The 16,066-nt window shown below is 38.9% G+C and carries 16 protein-coding genes and 3 pseudogenes; 14 read left to right on the top strand and 5 right to left on the bottom strand.

Annotated elements, in window-relative coordinates; all coding sequences use genetic code 11:
* A pseudogene (locus PCY12_RS08940) lies at window positions 1–304 on the bottom strand (IS630 family transposase); the annotation flags it as partial.
* A gap of 30 nt (window positions 305–334) precedes the next feature.
* Here PCY12_RS08940 and PCY12_RS10365 point away from each other — a divergent pair.
* From PCY12_RS10365 to ftsY, 8 genes and pseudogenes are all read left to right on the top strand, one after another.
* Window positions 335–523 carry a thiocillin family RiPP gene (locus PCY12_RS10365; protein WP_367316731.1) on the top strand — a complete coding sequence of 63 codons (189 nt, stop codon included), beginning with the start codon at window positions 335–337 and terminating at the stop codon, window positions 521–523.
* Between the two features lie 37 nt (window positions 524–560).
* Window positions 561–740, top strand: a complete 180-nt coding sequence (locus PCY12_RS08935; RefSeq protein WP_112443757.1) for a thiocillin family RiPP — start codon at window positions 561–563, stop codon at window positions 738–740.
* A gap of 35 nt (window positions 741–775) precedes the next feature.
* On the top strand, window positions 776–979 hold the full coding sequence (locus tag PCY12_RS08930) for a thiocillin family RiPP (RefSeq protein WP_301352573.1): 204 nt from the start codon (window positions 776–778) through the stop codon (window positions 977–979).
* A gap of 6 nt (window positions 980–985) precedes the next feature.
* Entirely contained in the window at window positions 986–1,165 is a 180-nt protein-coding gene (locus PCY12_RS08925) for a hypothetical protein (RefSeq protein ID WP_049511729.1), read from the top strand.
* Window positions 1,166–1,536: 371 nt separating this feature from the next.
* A pseudogene (gene tnpA / locus PCY12_RS08920) lies at window positions 1,537–2,052 on the top strand (IS200/IS605 family transposase).
* 359 nt (window positions 2,053–2,411) lie between these two features.
* On the top strand, window positions 2,412–3,203 hold the full coding sequence (locus PCY12_RS08915) for an HAD family hydrolase (RefSeq protein ID WP_301352571.1): 792 nt from the start codon (window positions 2,412–2,414) through the stop codon (window positions 3,201–3,203).
* Window positions 3,203–4,021, top strand: a complete 819-nt coding sequence (locus PCY12_RS08910; protein ID WP_173276460.1) for a Cof-type HAD-IIB family hydrolase — start codon at window positions 3,203–3,205, stop codon at window positions 4,019–4,021. The genes PCY12_RS08915 and PCY12_RS08910 overlap by 1 nt, the downstream gene beginning before the upstream one ends.
* A 3-nt stretch (window positions 4,022–4,024) precedes the next feature.
* On the top strand, window positions 4,025–5,314 hold the full coding sequence (gene ftsY, locus PCY12_RS08905; protein ID WP_301352569.1) for a signal recognition particle-docking protein FtsY: 1,290 nt from the start codon (window positions 4,025–4,027) through the stop codon (window positions 5,312–5,314).
* Between the two features lie 46 nt (window positions 5,315–5,360).
* Here the strand turns inward: ftsY and zwf are convergent, their stop codons facing one another.
* From zwf to PCY12_RS08890, 3 genes are all read right to left on the bottom strand, one after another.
* The gene (gene zwf / locus PCY12_RS08900) at window positions 5,361–6,848 is read right to left on the bottom strand and encodes a glucose-6-phosphate dehydrogenase (protein ID WP_301352567.1); all 1,488 of its coding nucleotides are present in this window, start codon (window positions 6,846–6,848) and stop codon (window positions 5,361–5,363) included.
* A gap of 150 nt (window positions 6,849–6,998) precedes the next feature.
* On the bottom strand, window positions 6,999–7,739 hold the full coding sequence (locus tag PCY12_RS08895; protein ID WP_301352565.1) for an amino acid ABC transporter ATP-binding protein: 741 nt from the start codon (window positions 7,737–7,739) through the stop codon (window positions 6,999–7,001).
* Window positions 7,739–9,904: an ABC transporter substrate-binding protein/permease gene (locus PCY12_RS08890; protein WP_301352564.1), complete on the bottom strand. Its 2,166-nt coding sequence runs from the start codon at window positions 9,902–9,904 to the stop codon at window positions 7,739–7,741. Before PCY12_RS08890 ends, PCY12_RS08895 begins: the two co-directional genes overlap by 1 nt.
* Before the next feature lie 172 nt (window positions 9,905–10,076).
* Here PCY12_RS08890 and PCY12_RS08885 point away from each other — a divergent pair, with 172 nt between their 5' ends.
* From PCY12_RS08885 to PCY12_RS08875, 3 genes are all read left to right on the top strand, one after another.
* On the top strand, window positions 10,077–11,030 hold the full coding sequence (locus PCY12_RS08885) for a CPBP family intramembrane glutamic endopeptidase (protein ID WP_301352562.1): 954 nt from the start codon (window positions 10,077–10,079) through the stop codon (window positions 11,028–11,030).
* A 76-nt stretch (window positions 11,031–11,106) separates the two neighbouring features.
* Window positions 11,107–13,095 carry an excinuclease ABC subunit UvrB gene (gene uvrB / locus PCY12_RS08880; RefSeq protein ID WP_301352561.1) on the top strand — a complete coding sequence of 663 codons (1,989 nt, stop codon included), beginning with the start codon at window positions 11,107–11,109 and terminating at the stop codon, window positions 13,093–13,095.
* A gap of 22 nt (window positions 13,096–13,117) precedes the next feature.
* Window positions 13,118–13,585 (top strand): 8-oxo-dGTP diphosphatase, encoded by a 468-nt coding sequence (locus PCY12_RS08875; protein ID WP_301352559.1) that lies wholly within the window; start codon window positions 13,118–13,120, stop codon window positions 13,583–13,585.
* On the opposite strand, the pseudogene PCY12_RS08870 reads toward PCY12_RS08875, so the two are convergent.
* A pseudogene (locus tag PCY12_RS08870) lies at window positions 13,582–13,650 on the bottom strand (DNA-binding transcriptional regulator); the annotation flags it as partial. The gene PCY12_RS08875 and the pseudogene PCY12_RS08870 sit on opposite strands and share 4 nt — an antisense overlap.
* A 144-nt stretch (window positions 13,651–13,794) precedes the next feature.
* Between PCY12_RS08870 and PCY12_RS08865 the strand changes: the two are divergent.
* Genes PCY12_RS08865 through rbsD form a run of 3 tightly spaced genes read left to right on the top strand, consistent with a single transcriptional unit; the run spans window position 13,795 to window position 16,053 of the window.
* Window positions 13,795–14,769 (top strand): LacI family DNA-binding transcriptional regulator, encoded by a 975-nt coding sequence (locus PCY12_RS08865; RefSeq protein ID WP_301352557.1) that lies wholly within the window; start codon window positions 13,795–13,797, stop codon window positions 14,767–14,769.
* Window positions 14,769–15,680: a ribokinase gene (gene rbsK, locus PCY12_RS08860; protein ID WP_301352554.1), complete on the top strand. Its 912-nt coding sequence runs from the start codon at window positions 14,769–14,771 to the stop codon at window positions 15,678–15,680. The genes PCY12_RS08865 and rbsK overlap by 1 nt, the downstream gene beginning before the upstream one ends.
* Window positions 15,655–16,053, top strand: coding sequence for a D-ribose pyranase (gene rbsD, locus PCY12_RS08855; protein ID WP_000759835.1), 399 nt, complete (start codon window positions 15,655–15,657; stop codon window positions 16,051–16,053). The genes rbsK and rbsD overlap by 26 nt, the downstream gene beginning before the upstream one ends.
* The last annotated feature ends 13 nt before the right edge of the window (window positions 16,054–16,066 follow it).

Below are 16,066 nucleotides of genomic sequence, written 5' to 3'. Positions count from 1 at the left end.
CGAGTGTACCCCATAGCTTTAAGAGCATAGTGATGGTAGTTGGGTGACATCCGAATTCAGCAATTATCTCAGTCAAATAAGCGTCTGGATTGTCAGTAAGATAGTTTTTAAGTCTATCTCTATCAACTTTTCTTGGTTTTGTTCCTTTTACTTGGTGGTTTAGCTCTCCTGTCTTCTCTTTTAGCTTTAACCAGCCATAAATAGTATTACGTGAGATTTGGAAAACGTGTGATGCTTCTGTTATACTACCTGTTCGCTCACAATAAGAGAGAACTTTTTTACGAAAATCTATTGAATATGCCATAAGAAGATTATACCACATTATGTACTATTTTTGGTTCATTTTACTATAGAACATATTCTTGAAGAAATAAATCCATTTATTACTGAAGATTTTTTTTTGGAAGAACAGTTAGAAATGGATAATATGGCAGCTTCATTTGGCACTTTTAGCTTAGCAAGTTCAGGTTCTTGTCCAGCATCAACGGTTGCTTCACTTTCGTCAGCTTCTAGTTGTGGGTAATAATGACATCAGTAAAATATTTTAGAAAAGGATAAAAATGGAAAATATTATTGATATTGAATCAGTAAGTTCAACGGACCTTTTTGTAGAAGAACAGTTGGAAATGGATAATATGGCTGGAACATGGGGCTCTGCTTCAACATTTTCCTCTGCATCGACTTTTGGAGGTTGTGCAGCTACTGCTTCAAGCGGAGGCAGTGCATCGTCCTTCGGTTAGTTTGCATAATTTATCATAGAAAAAGGGTATTCAAAATGGAAAATATTTATAACACTACTATCTCTACTATTAATCCCAGTGTTATGGAAGATGTTTATATAGAAGAGCAATTTGATGAAGCGGAGTTAGCAGGTTTCACTACTGCGGGTTCATTTGCGACTGGAGGTAGCTTTGCATGTGCTGGTAGTTGCGGTAGCTCTATATCATCTGCTTCCTCAGTATCTAGTGCAGGTGACTAATCTATTATGAAAAAAACATTTAGAACCCTAACGAGTGGGTTTGGAAATACAGATGATGTTATTCGACTAAGGCTTGACATAACTTCCTCTAAGGGGTTTATAAAAAAGGGGGTTGAAGTAAAAGCTATTGTTGATGATCAAACTGGAGAAGTTAGATTATTTGTGGATCCAGACATGCTTAGGTAGCAATAACTAAATAAATATCTCCCCCTGGTTTGGCTACTTGAAGGTATTGCTTTGGTTTCTCTAATTATTTAATAGCTTTATTAAATAATTTTGTTGTTAAACTGTAAATTCAACTTTGAGGCTGGGCAAAAACTCAACTTCAGGAGAAAATGAAGTAAATCTTTCCACAGTAAAATGCATAGTATCAAGGTTTTTAACACTTGATATTATGCGTTTTTTTGATTATGTGACTATTAGTCCGTCTCGCTCCGTTAGGTGCGAGACAAAAAAACCACCCGCTATGCGGGTGCGCGTCGAAGGTTATACCAAAAAACTCCGAACGCGATACAATAAAGGTGTTCAAGCCAATTGTAAAGCGAAAGGAGAAAAATATGGCACAAAAGGCTCATAGTTTATCGCACACAAAGTGGCACTGTAAGTATCATATTGTGTTCACCCCTAAGTATAGACGAAAAGTTATCTATAATCAATATCGAAGTAGTTTAGGCGAAATATTTCATCGTTTGTGTAGTTATAAAGGAGTTGAAATTATCGAGGGTCACTTAATGCCAGACCATGTACACATGTTAGTCAGTATTCCACCAAGGATAAGTGTTTCGAGTTTCATGGGTTATTTAAAAGGAAAAAGTGCACTCATGATGTTTGACAAACACGCCAATCTCAAGTACAAGTTTGGGAATCGGCATTTCTGGGCAGAAGATTATTATGTAAGTACAGTAGGGCTTAATGAAGCCACAATTAAGAAATATATTCAAGATTAAAGAAATTATCCAGTGGATGATTTCTTCACGAGTATGAAAATTTGAGAACGAGTAAAGCATGATATAGCACTAGATAAATTAAGTGTAAAAGAATATGAGGATCCCTTTAGGGATAGTGGTAAGTAATACTAAAGCCTCTTTGAGAGGCAAGTGACGAGTCAAGAGCAATAAGGCTTGAACAACGTGAAAGCAGCCAGCGTCTTTAGGCGCTGGCTGGTAATTTGGGCTTATAGCCCTGGGACAAACCACCCGTTTGACGGGTGGTCATGATTTTTATCAGATTAATTTCAACTTTTATTGGCATTGGAAGTTAGTTTGGGAATTTAGAAAAAATCCAGATATACCAAAGGGGTAAGCGATATTGGATAAAAATCAAGTGATAAAGTAGGGAGTTTATCAAGCGTCTAATCTCAAATGTATTAGGCGCTATTTGCTTTTTCTATGGTATAATAGAAGGTGGATTTATTAAGGAGTATGAAGAATTTATGATTAAACTAGTAGCAACAGATATGGACGGAACCTTCCTAGATGGGAATGGACGCTTTGATATGGACCGCCTCAAGTCTCTCTTGGTTTCCTACAAGGAAAAAGGAATTTACTTTGCGGTGGCTTCGGGTCGGGGATTTCTATCCTTAGAAAAATTATTTGCTGATGTTCGTGATGATATTATTTTCATTGCGGAAAATGGCAGTTTGGTAGAGTATCGAGGTCAAGACTTGTATGAAGCGACCATGTCTCGTGAGTTTTATTTGACGACTTTTAAAAAGCTGAAAGCGTCACCTTATGTAGATGTCAATAAATTGCTCTTGACGGGTAAGAAGGGTTCTTATGTGTTAGATACGGTTGATGAGACCTATTTGAAAGTGAGTCAGCATTATAATGAAAATATCCAAAAAGTAGCGAGTCTGGAAGATATTACAGATGACATTTTCAAATTTACAACCAACTTCACAGAAGAAACGCTAGAAGCTGGAGAAGCTTGGGTTAATGAACATGTTCCTGGTGTCAAGGCTATGACAACTGGCTTTGAATCCATTGATATTGTTCTGGACTATGTCGATAAGGGTGTGGCTATTGTTGAATTAGCTAAAAAACTTGCTATCACAATGGATCAGGTTATGGCTTTTGGAGACAATCTAAATGACTTGCATATGATGCAGGTTGTGGGACATCCTGTAGCTCCTGAAAATGCACGACCAGAGATTTTAGAATTAGCAGAGATTGTGATTGGTCACCATAAGGACCAGTCGGTTATAGCTTATATGGAGGGCTTATAATGGCAGATATAAAATTGATTGCATTGGACTTGGATGGGACCTTGCTGACTACTGATAAAAGGCTGACGGATCGCACCAAGGCAACCTTGAAAGCTGCGCGTGATCGTGGTATCAAGGTCGTATTGACAACTGGTCGCCCTTTAAAAGCTATGGATTTCTTTCTCCATGAGCTAGGGACTGACGGCCACGAAGATGAGTATACCATTACTTTTAACGGTGGTTTGGTTCAGAAGAATACAGGTGAAATCCTTGATAAAACAGTTTTTTCATATGATGATGTGGCACGCTTGTATGAGGAAACAGAGAAATTATCACTGCCTCTTGATGCCATCTCAGAAGGAACTGTTTATCAAATCCAATCGGACCAAGAAAGTCTTTATGCCAAATTCAATCCAGCTTTGACCTTTGTTCCAGTTGACTTTGAAGACCTATCTAGTCAAATGACTTATAATAAATGCGTGACTGCCTTTGCTCAAGAACCCTTGGATACAGCTATTCAGAAGATTTCTCCAGAGTTGTTTGATCAATATGAAATCTTTAAATCACGTGAAATGTTGCTAGAATGGTCACCAAAGAATGTTCATAAAGCAACAGGTTTGGCAAAACTAATCAACCATCTTGGAATAGACCAAAGCCAAGTCATGGCATGTGGTGACGAGGCCAATGACCTCTCTATGATTGAATGGGCAGGGCTCGGTGTTGCCATGCAAAACGCTGTTCCTGAAGTCAAGGCAGTCGCAAATGTAGTGACTCCAATGACCAACGATGAAGAGGCTGTTGCCTGGGCTATCGAAGAATATGTGCTAAAGGAGAACTAAGATATGGGATTATTTGACCGTCTATTCGGAAAAAAAGAAGAACCTAAAATCGAAGAAGTTGTAAAAGAAGCTCTGGAAAATCTTGATTTGTCTGAAGATGTTGATCCTGCCTTCACAGAAGCTGAGGAAGTTCCTCAAGAAGATGCAGAAGTTGAAAGTTCTGAAGAAGCTCTGCTCCAAGAAGAGGAAAATCAAGAGACAGTTGAAGAGAGTCAGGATTCAGAGCCAGTTGTAGAGGTTTCTCAAGAAGAAATAGAAGAATTACCAAACTCAGAAGAAGTCACAGAGGAAGAGAATACTGAGCTCCTAGAGACTGTAGAAGAAAATAGTTCTGAAGTTCTTGAACCAGAAAGGTCTCAAGTAGAAGAAACTGTTCAGGAAAAATATGACCGTAGTCTTAAGAAAACTCGTACAGGATTTGGTGCCCGCTTGAACGCCTTCTTTGCCAACTTCCGTTCTGTTGACGAAGAATTTTTCGAGGAACTGGAAGAATTACTAATCATGAGTGACGTTGGTGTACAGGTCGCTTCTAACTTAACAGAGGAGTTACGCTACGAAGCCAAGCTTGAAAACGCCAAGAAACCCGACGCACTACGCCGTGTCATCATTGAGAAATTGGTTGAGCTTTATGAGAAGGATGGTAACTACGATGAAAGCATCCACTTCCAAGAGGGTTTGACAGTTATGCTCTTTGTTGGTGTTAATGGTGTTGGGAAAACAACTTCTATTGGGAAACTAGCCCACCGCTACAAACAAGCAGGTAAGAAGGTCATGCTGGTTGCGGCAGATACCTTCCGTGCAGGGGCAGTAGCCCAGCTAGCTGAATGGGGTCGACGTGTAGATGTTCCAGTTGTAACTGGACCTGAAAAAGCTGACCCAGCCAGTGTCGTATTTGATGGCATGGAACGTGCCGTGTCCGAAGGTATCGATATTCTCATGATTGATACCGCTGGTCGTCTGCAAAACAAGGACAATCTTATGGCTGAGTTGGAAAAGATTGGTCGTATCATCAAACGTGTTGTGCCAGAAGCTCCGCATGAAACCTTCTTGGCACTTGATGCATCAACAGGTCAAAATGCCCTGGTACAGGCCAAAGAATTTTCGAAAATTACCCCTTTGACAGGAATTGTATTGACTAAGATTGATGGAACTGCTCGAGGTGGTGTTGTTCTAGCTATTCGTGAAGAACTCAATATTCCTGTAAAATTGATTGGTTTTGGTGAAAAAATCGATGATATTGGAGAGTTTAACTCAGAAAACTTTATGAAGGGTCTCTTGGAAGGCTTAATCTAATCAGAAGCAAAAATCCTGCAAGCTACAAACTTGCAGGAAATTTTTTTTATTCTAAACGACCATCTTGACGATAGGCGATATCTGGTTGCCAAGTCCATTTGGCATCGAATTTTTCAAGTAAATCAAAGCTTGCTTGAGGTCCCATGCTTCCAGCTTTATAGTCATGAAGTGGGGCACCATTTTCAGCCCAGAGCTCTTCGATACGGTCAATCAATTTCCATGACGCACCCACTTCATCCCAGTGGCTAAAGTTAGTTGAGTTGTTGTTTAGGACATCATAAATCAATTTCTCGTATGGTTCTGGAGAAGCACCAGTTGCGGTCGCATCTGTACGGTAATCAAGTGAGTTAGGAGCCAAGTTAAATTCTTCTCCTACTTGCTTCCCATTTAGGCTAAGAGAGAAGCCTTCTGTTGGTTGGATATAGATGGTCAAAATGTTTGGAGCAAGTGGCTCACCAAAGATAGAATCCATTTGTTTAAAGACGATGTTGACATGAGTTCCTTTTTCAGTCAGTCGTTTACCAGTACGGAAGAAGAAAGGAACACCACGGAATCGATCGCTGTCTACAAAGAAGGCACCAGATGCAAAGGTTTCAGTTGTAGATTCTGGATTCACATTTGGCTCGCTACGATAAGAGATATATTTCATGCCATCAATCTTACCTGAACGGTATTGACCACGGATAAAGTGTTCTTTTAGCTCTTCATCCGTTGGGTGATAGAGGTTTTTAAAGACCTTAATCTTTTCAGCACGAATCTCGTCCTTTGTGAAGCTGACTGGCTTGTCCATGGCAAGGAGAGAAAGAAGTTGTAGTGTATGGTTTTGTACCATGTCACGGAGGGCACCAGATTCATCATAGTAGCCACCACGTTCTTCTACACCCAAGCGCTCCGCAAAGGTAATTTGAACATTGTCGATAAAGTCTTTGTTCCAAACGTTTTCAAAAATCAAGTTTGCAAAGCGAACTGCAAAGATGCTTTGGATCATTTCCTTACCAAGATAATGGTCGATACGGAAAATTTGCTCTTCGTCAAATGTTGCTAGGAGCTCGTCATTTAACTTGCTTGCAGTTGCGTAATCTGTACCAAATGGTTTTTCAACGATTAAACGTTCAAAACCTTTACCGTCAACAATGTTTTCAGACTTGAGGTGTTTTGCTATAGTTCCAAAGAACTGAGGCGCCATAGACAAGAAGAAGAGCTTGTTGTGTTCAGCTTGGTACTTGTCATTTAGTTCAGCCTGCAATTGACGCAAAGCAATGTAGTGTTCTGTATCGTTGACATCATGACTTTGATAGTAGAAGTGGCTAGCGAACTCCTGAGCCTGTTCGGTACTATCTGCCAAATCAAGGATTGATTCGACTACTACAGATTCAAAATATTCCTTGCTCCAAGGACGACGGGCAGTTCCAATAACGGCAAAATGTTTGGAAAGATTGCCGGATTTATATAGTCTAAATAGGGAAGGGTAGAGCTTGCGTTTAGCCAGGTCTCCACTCGCACCGAAAATTGTAACAATAACCTTAGATGACATCTAGCTACCTAATTTCTATTTTTATTCCTAGTCTTGCTAGGTATGAGGAAACCTCATTTCATAAACTTAATTCTAACATAATTTTCCGAAAAATCAAAAAATCCAATACGAGATAGAAAAAAACTGCAAGGAAATCCTTACAGTTTGAGTTTAGACGTTTAAGACCTTGTCCAAGAACTCTTTCAGACGAGGGTGTTGAGGGTTATCAAAGATTTGATCAGGTGTTCCGTCTTCAAGGAATTCACCATCCGCAGTAAAGATAACACGGTTGGCAACCTGACGAGCAAATCCCATTTCATGGGTTACGATAATCATGGTCATACCTTGCTCAGCCAATTCCTTCATAACGTTTAGTACGTCTCCGACCATCTCAGGGTCAAGGGCAGAAGTTGGTTCATCAAAGAGCATGATATCAGGATTCATTGCTAGTCCACGAGCGATAGCCACACGTTGTTTTTGACCCCCTGATAGGCTATTTGGGTTAGCATTAGCTTTATCTGCTAGTCCAACCTTGTCAAGCAACTCCATTCCTAATTTCTCAGCTTCTTCCTTAGTCATCAACTTGTGCTCAATAGGAGCAAAGGTGATGTTGTCCAAAACAGACATGTGTGGGAAGAGGTTGAAGTGTTGGAAAACCATGCCTATATTTTCACGGACGTGGTCAACGTTGGTTGTTTTTTCAGTTAAGTCATAACCGTTCACAGTGATATGACCACTCGTAACTTCTTCTAGGAGATTGAGACTACGAAGGAAAGTTGACTTACCAGAACCTGAAGGCCCGATGATACAGACAACGTCTCCTTCGTAGAATTTAGTTGTAATCCCTTTTAGGACCTTATTTTTTCCATATTGCTTATGTAAGTCATTTACATCAATTTTTAGTTTTGCCATTAACGAATCCTCTTTTCTAAGCGTTTCGCTAGTCTAGTCAAAAGTGTGATAATTACAAGATAGAAGATAGCAAGGATTGCATACATCTTGAAACTTTGGTAGTTACGGGCAATGATAATCTTACCAGTTTGGAAGAGTTCAACCAAACCGATAGCAGATACGATGGTTGTATCTTTAAGAGCGATAACGAATTGGTTGACAAAGTTTGGCAACATCAATTTAGTTGCTTGTGGCAAGATAATCTTACGCATGGTTTTTCCATAAGAGATACCCAAGCTTCGGCTGGCTTCCATTTGACCAACTGGAACGGCCTGAATACCACCACGAACGATTTCAGCGATATAAGCGGCTGCATTGAGCGATAGGGCAATGGTACCAGCTACAAAGTCGTTAATTGGACTTTGTTGTCCTGTGATAGACTCGATGAAATTTGGAATTCCCCAGAAGATGAAGGCTGCAAGAATCATCAATGGGATACCACGAATGACATCAACGAAAATCTCAGAGATCACACGAAGAGATTTGTAGGGGCTGACACTAAACATACCGAAGATAATCCCGATGACAATGGCAATAGCAAATGAGATAAGAGCTAGAGCAAGAGTGATACCAAGCCCGCTAAGGAGTTGTTTGTAGTTGTTTTGAAGCAAGCCCCAGATTGTGGTTTCATCAACAGTGCTTGTTGAAGTAGTTGAAGATTCGCTAGCTAGGTATTTGTCAAGAATCTTTTGGAATTCACCGTTTGCTTTAAGGTTTGCAAGTCCATTGTTGAACATTTCAATCAATTCTGGATTTGTGCCTTTTTTAACGGCAAAGGCTGTTTCTCCGATTGGAGTTCCAGCGATTGGTGTTTTCAATTTTTGTCCTTGGCTGATAGAATATTTGAGAACAGGTTCATCATCCATAACAGCATCAATGGCACCAGTGTTTAAACTGTCATACATTGAAGAACCATCAGCGAAGGTTTTAATTTGATAACCGTATTTGCTTTGATTTTCTGTTAGGAAGGTTTGAGAAGCAGTTCCGTTTTTAACACCGACTGTCTTCCCTTTCAAATCTTCATAAGAAGCAATGGTACTTGATTCTTTGACACCAAGGATAGTATTGGCAGTGTAGTATGATTCTGAGAAGTCAAAAGTTGCCTTACGAGCATCTGTGACAGACATACCAGCAATGATACCATCTGCTTGACCAGCTTGGACAGCACTGATAGCAGCATCGAAACCAGGGTTGGTGATTTCAATTTCAAAACCTTGGTCTTTAGCGATTGCCTTAATCAATTCCATATCAATACCAGTAAATTGGTTGCTTGAGTTTTGGAAAACAAAAGGTGCAAAAGAAGAATCGCTGGCAATGATGTATTTAGCTTTTACAGGAATAGCTTTTAATCCTGCAAGAGTAGTTGTAGTTGGCACTGCTGAAGATGATGAAGCAGTCCATTTCTTGATGATTTTATCAAGACTACCATCTTTTTTCATTTCAGCCAAGGCTTGGTTAAATTCAGTAACCAGGTGCTCGTATTTACTTCCTTTTTTAACACCGAAAGCAAAGCTACCTACAGCTTCCCCATCCATTTCAATATGGAGGTCTTGCCCTTGGTTAATGGCATATTCGATAACAGGTTTGTCATCCATCATAGCATCAATAGCACCAGCGCTTAAGCTGTTGTTCATCAAATCACTAGTGTCAAATGTTTTAATAGTAAAGCCGTATTTATCTTTAATCGTTTCTAGGAAACGTTGAGCAGCTGTTCCGTTTTTAACACCAACAGTTTTACCAGACAATTGGTCGTACTTGCTAATCTTGTGTGCTTTTGTAGTTGCAATGACAACTTTTGTATCATAGTAAGTATCAGACATGGTAAAGACTTTTTCACGTTCTTTAGTCTTTGTCATCCCTGCCATGATAGCGTCAGCTTGACCAGCTTGAACCGCATTAACCGCTGCGTCAAATCCAGGATAGGACATCTGAATGTTCCATCCTTTAATCTCAGCGACTTTGTTGATAATGTCAACATCAATTCCTTTATAAGTTTGATCTGAATCTTTAAACTCAAAAGGCGCATAGGCTGTATCAGACACAATCTTAATCGTCTCTGCCTTCGCAATACCTAATGAGAAAATTGGGAATAAAATTAGCAAAAATGCTAGAAATTTTTTCTTCATTTTTAGTCTCCTTTTCCGAATATTTTCCCATTATATCAGAAAAATTAAAAAAAGGCAAATTTTTATATTTTTGTGTCAGAAAATATAACATTGATTATTTCTTTTCTTTCTTGAATTGCTACTATAAAGTGATATAATAATAGTATATAATAGAAGAAAAGAGGACAAGGATATGAAGAACAAAAGAATATTTAAAGACTTCCAAGCTTCAAAAATGAGTTTAAACATTTACACAAGCCCCTTGTTAGCTCTATTTTTCGTCTATATATCTGAGTTCATATCCTCTCTATTTTTTGGCCTTAGTTTTTTAGCATTGATCGGGCTATTTAGCAATCTTGGTATGGGTGGTCAAAGAATTGCAGATTTCCTTCAAATGTTATTTCAGAATTTATCTGATAAAACAAGTGACATCCATTTAATATTTGAATTATTGTCCTTTGGTTTTATCATCTTAACTGTGTTTAGATGGACTAGAAAAGTAGAGAAAAGACCGATTCGAACCTTGGGATTCTATAAAGAAAATTTTTTAAGTGCCTTATTTAAAGGATACGGTCTTGGTCTATCCCTCTTTATACTTGCTTTGGCTGGACTAGTAGTGTTGGGGCAGTATCAATTTGACTCCATTCACTTGGATACTTATTTGCTAGCTTTTACTTTATTTACAATACCTTTTTGGATTTTACAAGGAACGGCAGAAGAATTGGTTACTCGTGCTTGGTTGATTCCACAATTGGCTAAGAGAACCAATCTTAAAGTCGCTATTAGCATATCTAGTAGTCTCTTTACCTTACTTCATTTAGGAAATCCAGGCATAACTTTCTTATCTGCAATTGATCTCTTTTTATTTGGGGTTGCCATGTCCCTATATCTTCTTAAAACAGATACTATATGGGGTATAGGTGGTATTCATGGAGCTTGGAATTTCGCACAGGGAAACCTCTTTGGAGTATTAGTTAGTGGTCAGTCTTCAGGAACATCAATCATGAAATTTACTCCACAAGGCAATCAAGACTGGCTATCTGGTGGGTCTTTTGGTATTGAGGGTTCCATCGTGTCCAGTATTATTTTGTTTCTGCTGATTCTTTATCTCGCTTACCAATTAAAGAAAGAAAATGAAAGGATGTGACTTCGGTCTGTCCTTTTCTTCGTGAAAATGCTATAAGTATGCTAAAATAGGAATAGCACATCGAGAGAGGATTCTTATGATTAACCGCATTACAGATAATCAATTTAAACTAGTATCAAAATATCAACCTTCAGGAGACCAACCTCAGGCTATTGAGCGGTTGGTTGATAATATCGAGGGGGGAGAAAAAGCTCAGATTCTGATGGGGGCGACTGGTACAGGGAAGACCTATACCATGAGTCAGGTCATTTCCAAAGTCAATAAACCCACTCTGGTCATCGCCCACAATAAAACTCTGGCTGGTCAGCTCTATGGGGAGTTCAAGGAATTTTTCCCTGAAAATGCAGTTGAGTACTTTGTGTCTTACTATGATTATTACCAACCTGAGGCCTATGTCCCTTCTAGCGATACCTATATTGAAAAGGATAGCTCTGTCAATGATGAGATTGACAAACTTCGTCACTCAGCGACTTCGGCCCTTCTGGAGCGTAATGATGTTATTGTCGTAGCTTCTGTCTCTTGTATCTACGGTCTGGGTTCGCCCAAAGAATACGCTGATAGTGTCGTTAGTCTCCGTCCTGGTCTAGAGATTTCTCGTGATAAACTCTTAAATGACTTGGTTGATATCCAGTTTGAGCGAAACGATATTGATTTCCAACGGGGAAGATTTCGCGTTCGTGGGGATGTAGTGGAGATTTTCCCAGCTTCCCGAGATGAACACGCTTTTCGAGTAGAGTTCTTCGGTGACGAAATTGACCGTATCCGTGAGGTTGAAGCTTTGACAGGTCAGGTCTTGGGAGAAGTGGATCATTTGGCGATTTTCCCAGCCACTCACTTTGTGACCAATGATGATCACATGGAAGTTGCCATTGCCAAGATTCAGGCCGAGTTAGAAGAGCAACTAGCTGTCTTTGAAAAGGAAGGCAAACTGCTTGAAGCCCAGCGTTTGAAACAGCGAACAGAGTATGATATTGAGATGTTACGTGAGATGGGCTATACCAACGGGGTTGAAAACTACTCACGCCATATGGATGGACGTAGCGAAGGTGAGCCTCCTTATACCCTTCTCGACTTCTTCCCAGATGATTTCTTAATTATGATTGATGAGAGTCACATGACTATGGGACAAATCAAAGGCATGTACAATGGAGACCGTTCGCGTAAGGAAATGCTGGTTAATTATGGTTTCCGTTTGCCGTCTGCTTTGGACAATCGTCCTCTTCGCCGTGAAGAGTTTGAAAGCCATGTGCATCAGATTGTTTACGTTTCAGCGACACCTGGTGACTATGAAAATGAACAGACCGAGACAGTGATTGAGCAAATTATTCGCCCGACTGGGCTTTTAGACCCAGAGGTGGAAGTCCGTCCGACAATGGGACAGATTGATGACCTCTTAGGTGAAATCAATGCCCGTGTTGAAAAGAACGAACGAACCTTTATCACAACCTTGACCAAGAAAATGGCAGAAGACTTGACCGACTACTTCAAGGAAATGGGCATCAAGGTCAAGTACATGCACTCGGATATCAAGACCTTGGAGCGGACGGAGATAATTCGTGACCTACGCTTGGGTGTCTTTGATGTCTTGGTCGGAATCAACCTCCTCCGTGAAGGGATTGACGTTCCCGAAGTGAGTCTCGTAGCTATTCTTGATGCTGACAAGGAAGGTTTCCTTCGTAACGAACGTGGACTCATCCAGACCATTGGGCGTGCTGCCCGTAACAGTGAAGGTCATGTCATCATGTATGCTGACACCGTTACCCAGTCTATGCAACGTGCTATCGATGAAACTGCCCGCCGTCGGAAAATCCAGATGGCCTATAATGAAGAACATGGTATCGTTCCACAAACCGTCAAGAAAGAAATTCGTGACCTGATTGCCGTGACCAAGGCAGTTGCTAAGGAAGAGGACAAGGAAGTCGATATTAATAGCCTCAACAAACAAGAGCGCAAAGAACTAGTCAAGAAACTTGAAAAACAAATGCAAGAAGCCGTTGAGGTGCTTGACTTTGAATTAGCAGCTCAGATACGTGATATGATGTTGGAAGTCAAGGCGTTGGATTAGAATAGTACCTAAAGGAGAAAATATGGCTCGTTCCCAATTAACGATTTTAACAAATATTTGTCTGATTGAAGACCTCGAAACACAGCGCGTGGTTATGCAGTATCGCGCCCCTGAAAACAATCGCTGGTCTGGTTATGCCTTTCCTGGAGGTCATGTAGAAAATGATGAGGCTTTTGCGGAGTCTGTCATTCGTGAAATCTACGAAGAAACAGGGTTGACTATCCAAAATCCTCAACTTGTCGGCATTAAAAATTGGCCACTAGATACAGGTGGGCGCTATATTGTCATTTGTTATAAGGCGACTGAGTTCTCTGGTACCCTTCAATCTTCAGAAGAGGGAGAAGTTTCTTGGGTGCAAAAAGACCAGATTCCACACTTGGATCTGGCCTATGATATGTTACCCTTGATGGAGATGATGGAAGCTCCCGACAAGTCAGAGTTTTTCTACCGCCATCGTACAGAAGATGGCTGGGAAAAGAAAATCTTCTAGTCTTTTACTAAATAACCAAGCTGATCCAAGGCCTCCTCGATATAGTGGAGGTCTTGTTGTGTTTCCTGTATAATAGTAATAATAGATTTGGAAAAAATATATGTACTCTGAAATAAATTTAAAATATTTTTAGAAAAGTATTGACAAATCGAAAGAAAACGTTTACTATAGAATAAGGGAACGGTTCCACAACGTAAGAAGGAGGAATGATGACTACAATAAAACAGGTTGCTGAAGAAGCTGGAGTATCAAAATCAACGGTTTCAAGATATATATCAAAAAAAGGTTATGTTGGAGATGATGCGAGAGAGAAAATAAAAAATGCGATTAAAAAATTAAATTACACACCAAATGTATTAGCACAATCTTTGAAAACTAAAAAAAACCAAATGGTAGGACTCTTATTGCCAGATATTTCAAATCCCTTCTTCCCAAGATTGGTTCGAGGAGCTGAATCATATTTGAAAGATAAAGGTTATAGAATTATGGTTGGTACGATTTCAGACCAAGAATCTTTGAGTGAATATGTTAATTTACTGTTAAAAACAAATGCTGCTGGAATTATTACTACACATGACTTCACAAAAGAATATCCAGATTTATCATTACCTGTTGTTGTGGTTGACCGGATTAGTAAAGATACAGGTTACGGTGTCTTTTCTGATAATCAGTTGGGTGGACGTTTGGCTGCTGAAGCAATCTGTAATGCAGGTGCTAAACAAGTTCTGATTATTAAAGTTTTAGATGATAAAGCCGAGAATATCGCGGAACGGTTTGAAGCAAGTTTAAACTATTTGAGGAATAAATCTTTAGAAATTTGTATTGAAGAAAGTGAAACGTTTGACTTTGAAAAAATTCAAAAAGAAGCTAAAGAGAATCTAAAAAGAAATCCAAATATCGATAGTATTATAGCACCTTCTGATATTCATGCGATAGCTTATATTCATGAAATTTTAGCAATTGGTAAAAAAATTCCAGATGATATTCAAATCATTGGTTATGATGATATTGTACTTAGTCAATTTATTTATCCTTCTTTATCAACTATCCACCAATCATCATATAAAATGGGAGAACAGGCTGCAAAGCTAATCTATAATATGGCAAATAAGTTCTCTATAGATGAAGCTAAAATTAAACTACCTGTTAGATACGTAGAAAGAAATACATTAAGGAGAAAGTAATGAGTAAAATTGTTGTTGTTGGAAGTATTTCAATGGACTTAGTTATGAGAACAAAAAGGATTCCAGAAGGAGGTGAAACGATTTTTGGGGATTCATTTAATATAGTTCCAGGTGGAAAAGGTGCAAATCAAGCGGTAGCTATTGGTAGATTATCAAGTGTAGAAGATAATATTTACATATTTGGAAACGTCGGAGAAGATATTTTTTCAGCAGATTTACTAAGTAATCTGCAAAATAATAATATTTCTACAGAACATGTGGGAACGGTACCACAATATACAGGAGTTGCACAAATTACTTTATATGGAGGTGATAATAGGATTATTTATTATCCCGGAGCGAATAATTTAGTTAAAACAAATGATTGGAAAAATGAGTGGGAATTGATTAGTGATGCAAGTATTGTTGTATTACAGAATGAAATACCACATGAAGCCAACCTATCTATAGCTAAATTTTGTCAAGAAAATCAAGTTAAGGTGCTTTACAATCCTGCACCAGCTAGAGAAACAGACATAGAGATGATTCCTTTTTGTGATTTTATTACTCCTAATGAGCATGAATGTTCAGAGCTTTTTCCAGATAAGAAATTAGAAGAAATTATTAAAATTTATCCTAATAAAATGATTGTGACATTAGGAGTTGAAGGTTCTATTTATTATGATGGGACAGCAGTTCAGAAGATTCCTGCTATAAAAGCAGAAGTAGTTGATACTACAGGAGCAGGAGATACGTTTAATGGTGCTTTTGCTTATGCTATCTCAAAAGGAAAAGAGATGAATGTTGCATTGTTCTTTGCAACGATTGCTTCACATCTTTCTGTTCAAAGATTTGGAGCGCAAGGAGGCATGCCGAGTTTGAAAGAAATAAAGGAGCATTCAGGATATGAAGAAATATGGGATTTTAAATAGTAATATAGCAAAACTAGCTGATGATTTAGGTCATATGGATTTGGTTTGTATCGGAGATTTAGGATTGCCAGTTCCAAAAGGTGTTGACAAAATTGATTTAGCATTAAGAAAAGGTAGTCCAAGTTTTTTAGAAGTTTTAAAAGAATATTCAGATCATGTACTTATTGAAAAAATTTTCTTAGCAGAAGAAATTAAGGAAAAAAACAAAGAACAGTGGCAAGCAGTTCTAGATCTTTTAGGATCGAATATAATTATTGAATATATTAGTCATGAAGAATTGAAAGCTATGAATACTAAAGTTAAGGCAGTTATTCGCACTGGGGAAGATACACCATATTCGAATATAATCTTGCAATCAGGAGTTATTATTTAGAAGGGGGTTACCT

This window comes from Streptococcus sp. SPS1 (genome assembly GCF_030439915.1).
GTDB lineage: Bacteria > Bacillota > Bacilli > Lactobacillales > Streptococcaceae > Streptococcus.
Note: the sequence above shows the minus strand (reverse complement) of the source record. Positions and strands in the feature narration are given on the sequence as shown.

Excerpts from the sequence above, each read along its gene's own strand:
- PCY12_RS08895 (WP_301352565.1), bottom strand. The coding sequence starts at position 7,739 with ATGGCAAAACTAAAAATTGATGTAAATGACTTACATAAGCAATATGGA.
- PCY12_RS08875 (WP_301352559.1), top strand. The coding sequence starts at position 13,118 with ATGGCTCGTTCCCAATTAACGATTTTAACAAATATTTGTCTGATTGAA.
- uvrB (WP_301352561.1), top strand. The coding sequence starts at position 11,107 with ATGATTAACCGCATTACAGATAATCAATTTAAACTAGTATCAAAATAT.
- ftsY (WP_301352569.1), top strand. The coding sequence starts at position 4,025 with ATGGGATTATTTGACCGTCTATTCGGAAAAAAAGAAGAACCTAAAATC.
- PCY12_RS08910 (WP_173276460.1), top strand. The coding sequence starts at position 3,203 with ATGGCAGATATAAAATTGATTGCATTGGACTTGGATGGGACCTTGCTG.
- PCY12_RS08935 (WP_112443757.1), top strand. The coding sequence starts at position 561 with ATGGAAAATATTATTGATATTGAATCAGTAAGTTCAACGGACCTTTTT.
- PCY12_RS08925 (WP_049511729.1), top strand. The coding sequence starts at position 986 with ATGAAAAAAACATTTAGAACCCTAACGAGTGGGTTTGGAAATACAGAT.
- PCY12_RS08930 (WP_301352573.1), top strand. The coding sequence starts at position 776 with ATGGAAAATATTTATAACACTACTATCTCTACTATTAATCCCAGTGTT.
- zwf (WP_301352567.1), bottom strand. The coding sequence starts at position 6,848 with ATGTCATCTAAGGTTATTGTTACAATTTTCGGTGCGAGTGGAGACCTG.
- PCY12_RS08890 (WP_301352564.1), bottom strand. The coding sequence starts at position 9,904 with ATGAAGAAAAAATTTCTAGCATTTTTGCTAATTTTATTCCCAATTTTC.
- PCY12_RS08865 (WP_301352557.1), top strand. The coding sequence starts at position 13,795 with ATGACTACAATAAAACAGGTTGCTGAAGAAGCTGGAGTATCAAAATCA.
- rbsK (WP_301352554.1), top strand. The coding sequence starts at position 14,769 with ATGAGTAAAATTGTTGTTGTTGGAAGTATTTCAATGGACTTAGTTATG.
- PCY12_RS08885 (WP_301352562.1), top strand. The coding sequence starts at position 10,077 with ATGAAGAACAAAAGAATATTTAAAGACTTCCAAGCTTCAAAAATGAGT.
- PCY12_RS08915 (WP_301352571.1), top strand. The coding sequence starts at position 2,412 with ATGATTAAACTAGTAGCAACAGATATGGACGGAACCTTCCTAGATGGG.
- rbsD (WP_000759835.1), top strand. The coding sequence starts at position 15,655 with ATGAAGAAATATGGGATTTTAAATAGTAATATAGCAAAACTAGCTGAT.